The organism is Mesorhizobium sp. M2A.F.Ca.ET.039.01.1.1, from assembly GCF_003998035.1.
In the GTDB taxonomy this organism is placed as follows: domain Bacteria; phylum Pseudomonadota; class Alphaproteobacteria; order Rhizobiales; family Rhizobiaceae; genus Mesorhizobium.
Window position 1 is genome coordinate 1 of record NZ_RZRY01000470.1, and the last position, 5,047, is coordinate 5,047.

At 62.3% G+C, this 5,047-nt stretch carries 7 protein-coding genes; 2 read left to right on the forward strand and 5 right to left on the reverse strand.

Annotated features, from left to right (window positions below):
* The coding region (locus EOA24_RS27075) for a copper homeostasis protein CutC (RefSeq protein ID WP_281059900.1) at positions 1–211 on the reverse strand (211 nt) is incomplete at its 3' end.
* Positions 212–400: 189 nt separating this feature from the next.
* Here EOA24_RS27075 and EOA24_RS27080 point away from each other — a divergent pair.
* A complete protein-coding gene (locus tag EOA24_RS27080) occupies positions 401–856 on the forward strand; it encodes a carboxymuconolactone decarboxylase family protein (protein WP_126083772.1) in 456 nt (151 codons plus the stop codon).
* Positions 857–899: 43 nt separating this feature from the next.
* On the opposite strand, the gene EOA24_RS27085 is transcribed toward EOA24_RS27080, so the two are convergent.
* Together EOA24_RS27085 and EOA24_RS27090 are read right to left on the reverse strand one after the other, a co-directional pair.
* Positions 900–1,328, reverse strand: coding sequence for a cupin domain-containing protein (locus tag EOA24_RS27085; protein WP_126082246.1), 429 nt, complete (start codon positions 1,326–1,328; stop codon positions 900–902).
* Between the two features lie 215 nt (positions 1,329–1,543).
* Positions 1,544–2,125: an NAD(P)H-dependent oxidoreductase gene (locus EOA24_RS27090; RefSeq protein ID WP_126082247.1), complete on the reverse strand. Its 582-nt coding sequence runs from the start codon at positions 2,123–2,125 to the stop codon at positions 1,544–1,546.
* Between the two features lie 270 nt (positions 2,126–2,395).
* Between EOA24_RS27090 and EOA24_RS27095 the strand changes: the two genes are divergently transcribed.
* A complete protein-coding gene (locus EOA24_RS27095; RefSeq protein WP_126082248.1) occupies positions 2,396–2,629 on the forward strand; it encodes a hypothetical protein in 234 nt (77 codons plus the stop codon).
* 93 nt (positions 2,630–2,722) lie between these two features.
* On the opposite strand, the gene EOA24_RS27100 is transcribed toward EOA24_RS27095, so the two are convergent.
* Entirely contained in the window at positions 2,723–4,321 is a 1,599-nt protein-coding gene (locus tag EOA24_RS27100; RefSeq protein WP_127256445.1) for a DHA2 family efflux MFS transporter permease subunit, read from the reverse strand.
* Positions 4,318–5,047 (reverse strand): HlyD family secretion protein (locus EOA24_RS27105; RefSeq protein ID WP_133374626.1); only part of this gene is annotated, 730 nt, incomplete at its 5' end. The genes EOA24_RS27100 and EOA24_RS27105, both read right to left, overlap by 4 nt.

The window sequence follows — 5,047 nt, forward strand, 5'->3', positions numbered from 1 at the left end:
AATCGCCACCGCGCGGCCGAACGATGACATGGAAGGGAATGGTCGCGCTTTCGAGCGCGGCGCGCACCGTGCCGAGGCTCGGTGTGATGCCGCCTTCGATCAGGCTGGCGCAGAGCTCGACCCGGTCGGCCCCGGCGGCCTGCGCGGCGAGCAACCCGTCAATGCCTTCGACGCAGATTTCGATCAGGGGTTTTTGCGTGTCCGCCACCAGCTTCCATCCATGCTTTCTAGAAGTTGGGCAGCCCTAGCACCGGTCGCGCCGCCGCGAAAGCCGCAACCATCGGTCCAGCCAGGGAAGGCGCTTGACAACGCATAACTGCAAAGTTATGGATAACTCATAACTGGAAAGTTATTGATTGGTACGGGCCTGCCGGCAGCACGAAACCCGAGGAGACGGATGATGGAAGCAAGATTGAAGAACCCGGTGATGCTCATTCCCGGCGCGCTGCAGGCGCTGCTCGCGCTCGACAAGTCGACCGAGGCCGGCGACGTGCCGTATGTCACGCGCAAGCTCGTTCATCTGCGCGCCAGCCAGATCAATGCTTGCGCCGTCTGCGTCGATATGCACGCGCGCGAGCTGAAGAAGGCAGGCGAGAAGGACGAGCGGATCTTCGCCGTGTCGGCATGGCGCGAGACGCCTTACTTCACAGACGCCGAACGCGCGGCGCTTGCGCTGACGGAAGCCGCGACGCGCCTGGCCGATCGGTCCGACGCGGTGCCCGACCACGTCTGGGACGAGGCGGCGCGTCACTTTGACGACAAGGCGCTCGCCGCTTTGGTGATCCAGATCGCGCTGATCAACGCCTTCAACCGCCTGAACGCCACCACAAGGCAACCTGTGGGCGCCTGGGGCTGAGCAACAACGGGCGACCGCTTCGGAGCGGACGCTCTGCCGGCTACTATTTCAGGATCGTGTTCTTGGCGCCTTGCTCGACCTGGTCGATCACCAGAAGCTTCACCGGATCGGTGCCGATATTGGTGGCCTGGTGCCATTGGCCGACCATCTCGACGATGAAGTCACCTGATTTGAAGGTGTTGGCAGCGCCGGTCTCGACATTGGTGACCTTGAGCGTTCCCTGCTCGACATAGGCGTAGCGCGGGAAGGGATGCTTGTGGACCGGGAGCGTTGCGCCCGGCGCGATCTGGTAGGACGAGACCTGCACCTCGACGTTCTTTTGCGGCAGCGTGATCGGCTGGCCCGACGCGGTCGTTGTCTTCGACACCAGCGGTGTCACCACAACGGGCGTGTTCGAACTGTCCAGCGCGTTCGCGCTGGTCGTGAAGAATGCCACCGCCAAAAGCAGTGCCGATGCCGTGATGTTTCGCATGGTCTCCTCCAGTTGCGGCCAGCATCGCGCCGCGATCTTGCGTGCGCAAGCGTGCCGGGGCCGATTATCAGTGGTGGCGAGGCTGCCAGTCGTTGACATGCTATTGGAAAACGCTGGCTCAGGACGCTTCACGTAACCTGCGGGGCATTCGCCATTGCCGAATGATAGCTCGCCCGAGCCACCTGGGACGTGGCTTGAACCTCGGGATGATTTTGTCAGTCGCCCCGTTGCCCGTGCTTGCGCATATCGTCGATCCAGCGAACTCGCTTCTTTTCGTCGGCGAAGGTGAGGCCATACAGGCTCTCACGAATAGGTTTGATTCCCGCGAAGCTCAGCATGCTTCGCTCGAAACCGCGCAATCCGTAGGCGCCAAAGTACCAACGATAGAGCAAGACCGGCATGCCCATGGTGACGACGATGCGAGCCGAACGGCCGGCGAGCAGTTGTTTCGGAAAACCTTCTTTTCCATATTCCATGGCAAAGCCGGGCCTGAAGATATGTTCAAGGAAACCTTTGAACAGTGCCGGCATGGTTCCATGCCAAAGTGGAAACAGAAAAACCCAGTGTTCGGCCCAGCGCATATCGTCCCGCGGTTGCACGAGGGCCGGCGGTAATGCCCCGGTCTCGAATTCCGCTTGTGTACGCATGAGCGAGAACTCGAGCGTTCCCACTTCGACGCGACGAACCTCGTGCCCGGCTGCTTTCGCAGCTTCGGCATAAGCGTCTGCCATCGCATGCAGCAAGCGATGCCCACCGGGGTCTGGATGACCCTGTATGATCGCGATCCGCTTGGTCATTGGTCCCTACCTCACGCATTCAATCCTAGCGCGTTCTTCCAAAACGCCTCTTTGATCTGGCGCAAGTGCCTGAGGAGATCACCCTATCCGCGTCAGCATCGTCGAATGCGAGCTGAGTTCGGCCACTATGTCGCCGAAGGCGGAAGTCCGGTGAAACAAGGGGAATCCGCAAGCCTGCCGAGGGGACGCAGACCGAGGACGAAGCTCGCCTGTCTTAGTTTGTTCATCCGGCCGGGTTACAAGTGGCGCGCTCATCCAACGGAGTATGCCATGCAAACCGATGTGTCGGATCTCGACCAGCTTCAGAGCGCCTACAAGGCCGCGGTGGAGGATTGGATAGCGGCGATCAGGGAGGAAGAGGAACTCGCATCCGTCAACCACTCGATAGCCGAGATCGACAAATGGGAGGCGGCCCACTTCAAGGAGGATGAGGTGCGCGACAGGGTTCTGGAATTGAAGAAGAAATACGAGGACGCTTTGCGCAAGGATCAGTTCGGCTTCTAGAGCAATTCCGGGAAAACTAGCGGTTTTCCGTCCGGTTTTTGATTTTACGCATGTCTTTATCCGAAACCGGTTCCCACTTTCGGGAGACATGCTTTAACGTTTCGCCGGTGCCGATTTGGGCGGTCTGAGCAGCAAAGCAAACGGCACCAGCACCGCTGTGGCTATCGCGCAGTAGAAGAACACATCGACATAGGCGAGCAGCGAAGCCTGGCGGCCGATCTCCTGGCCGATCCAGCCGACGGCCTGCTGTCTGGCTTCGACCAATGGCGAACCCTCGGCGACGAAATGATCCGTCACCTGGCGAAGCGTCTGCTGATAGGTGTCGCTCGATTGCGCGGTGTGGCTGACCAGCACCGATTGGTGCATCTGGGCGTTCTGAACAATCACCGTGTTGGACAGCGACACGCCGATGCTGCCGCCGATGTTGCGCGCGACATTGATCAGCGACGATGCCTGGTCGGTCTTCTGCGGCGGCAGGCCGACATAGGCGGCGGTGGAGATCGGGATAAACAGGAACGGCAGGCCGATCATCATATAGACGCGGGCATAGGCGAAGAAGCTGAAGCTGGCGTCGGGCGTCAGCGAGGTCGTGTGCCAGAGCGCGACCGCGACCACCGACATGCCCAACATGATGAGATAGCGCGGCTGAACGATGCCGGCGGCAAAGCCCGAGATCGGCATCAGCATGAGCATGGCAATGCCCCCTGGCATCATCGAGAGGCCGGAGAGCGTGGCGGTGTAATCGAAGGTCGTCTGCTGCAACTGCGGCAAAAGCTGCGTGGTGCTGAAGAGCACCGCGCCCACCGCCATCATGACCAGAAAGGACATGCCGAACTGCCGGCTGAACAGCAGGCGGACGTCGACGATCGGATCGCGCCTTGTCCACTCCCACGGGACCAGCAGCACGAACGACACGGTCGAGATCACAGCGAAGGTCGTGATGAAGGTCGAGGCGAACCAGTCGTTGCGCTGGCCTTCGTCGAGAAAGACTTCGAGGCAGCCGAGCGCCATCGCCACCAGGATGAAGCCGATCCAGTCGACCCTCAGCCCCTTGCTCAACCGCTCCCGGCGCTCGCGTTCGAGGATGTCGGGCTCGATCACCAGCCATTGCACGAGCGCCAGCGACATGATGCCGAACGGCACGTTGATGAAGAAGATCCAGTGCCAGGAGAAATTGTCGGTCAGCCAGCCGCCGATTGTCGGTCCGACCGTCGGCGCGACGATCACCGCGATGCCGTAGAGCGCAAAGGCCTGGGACCGCTTCTCCGGCGGAAAAGTATCGGCGAGGATCGATTGCTCGCTCGGCGCCATGCCGCCGCCGCCCAGCCCCTGCAGGATACGGAAGGCGATCAGCGTCGGCAGGTTGGGGGCCAGCCCGCAGAGCAGCGATGCAAATGTGAAGGTCGCGACGCAGATCATGTAGTAGCGCTTGCGGCCGACGACGCTGGTCAGCCAGCCGCTGACCGGGATGATGACGGAGTTGGCGACGAGATAGGTGGTGATCACCCATGTGCTCTCGTCCATGCCGGCGGCCAGGCTGCCGGCGATGTTGCGCAGCGCGACATTGGCGATCGAGGTGTCGAGCACCAGCATGAAGGTCGCGATCGAGACGACGATCGCGATCAGCCAGGGGTTGCGCCCGCCGGCGGCGGAACGGCTTTCGTTGCCCTGAACTGTCGCGGCATCGCTCATCTGACCTTGACCGTCGGAACCACCGACATGCCGGGGCCGAGATAGACGCCGGGCGGCTGGTCGAACACGATCTTGACCGGCACGCGCTGCACCACCTTGACGAAATTGCCGGTGGCGTTTTCGGCAGGCAGCAGGCTGAACGCCGTGCCGCTGCCGGCCTGGACGCTGTCGACCCGGCCATGGAAGGTCTTTTCGGGATAGGCGTCGATGGCGATGTCGACGGGTTGGCCCGGCCGCATCAGGTCGAGCTGTGTTTCCTTGAAATTGGCCTTCACCCAGACGTCGTTGGGCACGAACATCATCAGCACCTGGCCGGGCTGCGCATAGGTGCCTTTCGCCGCAGTGATGCTGGTGGCACGGCCGGCGACGGGCGCCGTGATGGTCGTGCGGGTGAGGGTGGTCTTGGCCTGGTTCTCGGCCGCCTCCGCCTGCCGAAGCTTGGCCTCGGCGCTCTTGCCTTGAGCCTGCAGAACCGCCAGCTGACTTTTCGCTGCCTCGACATTGGCGTTGGCGGCGTCCAGCGCCGCCTGGTCCTGGCGCAAGGTCGAAGCGGCCTGCTGTGCCTGCTGCTGCGTCGCCGTGCCCTTGGCCAGGAGCTCGCGGTTGCGCTGGTCCTCGGACTTGGCGAATTCGAGCGCCGCCTGCGCCTGCGCCACCTGCTTGCCGGCCGCGTCGATCTTGGCGTTCTGCGCCTGGGTCTGCGCCTCGACGTTGGCGATGTCGGCC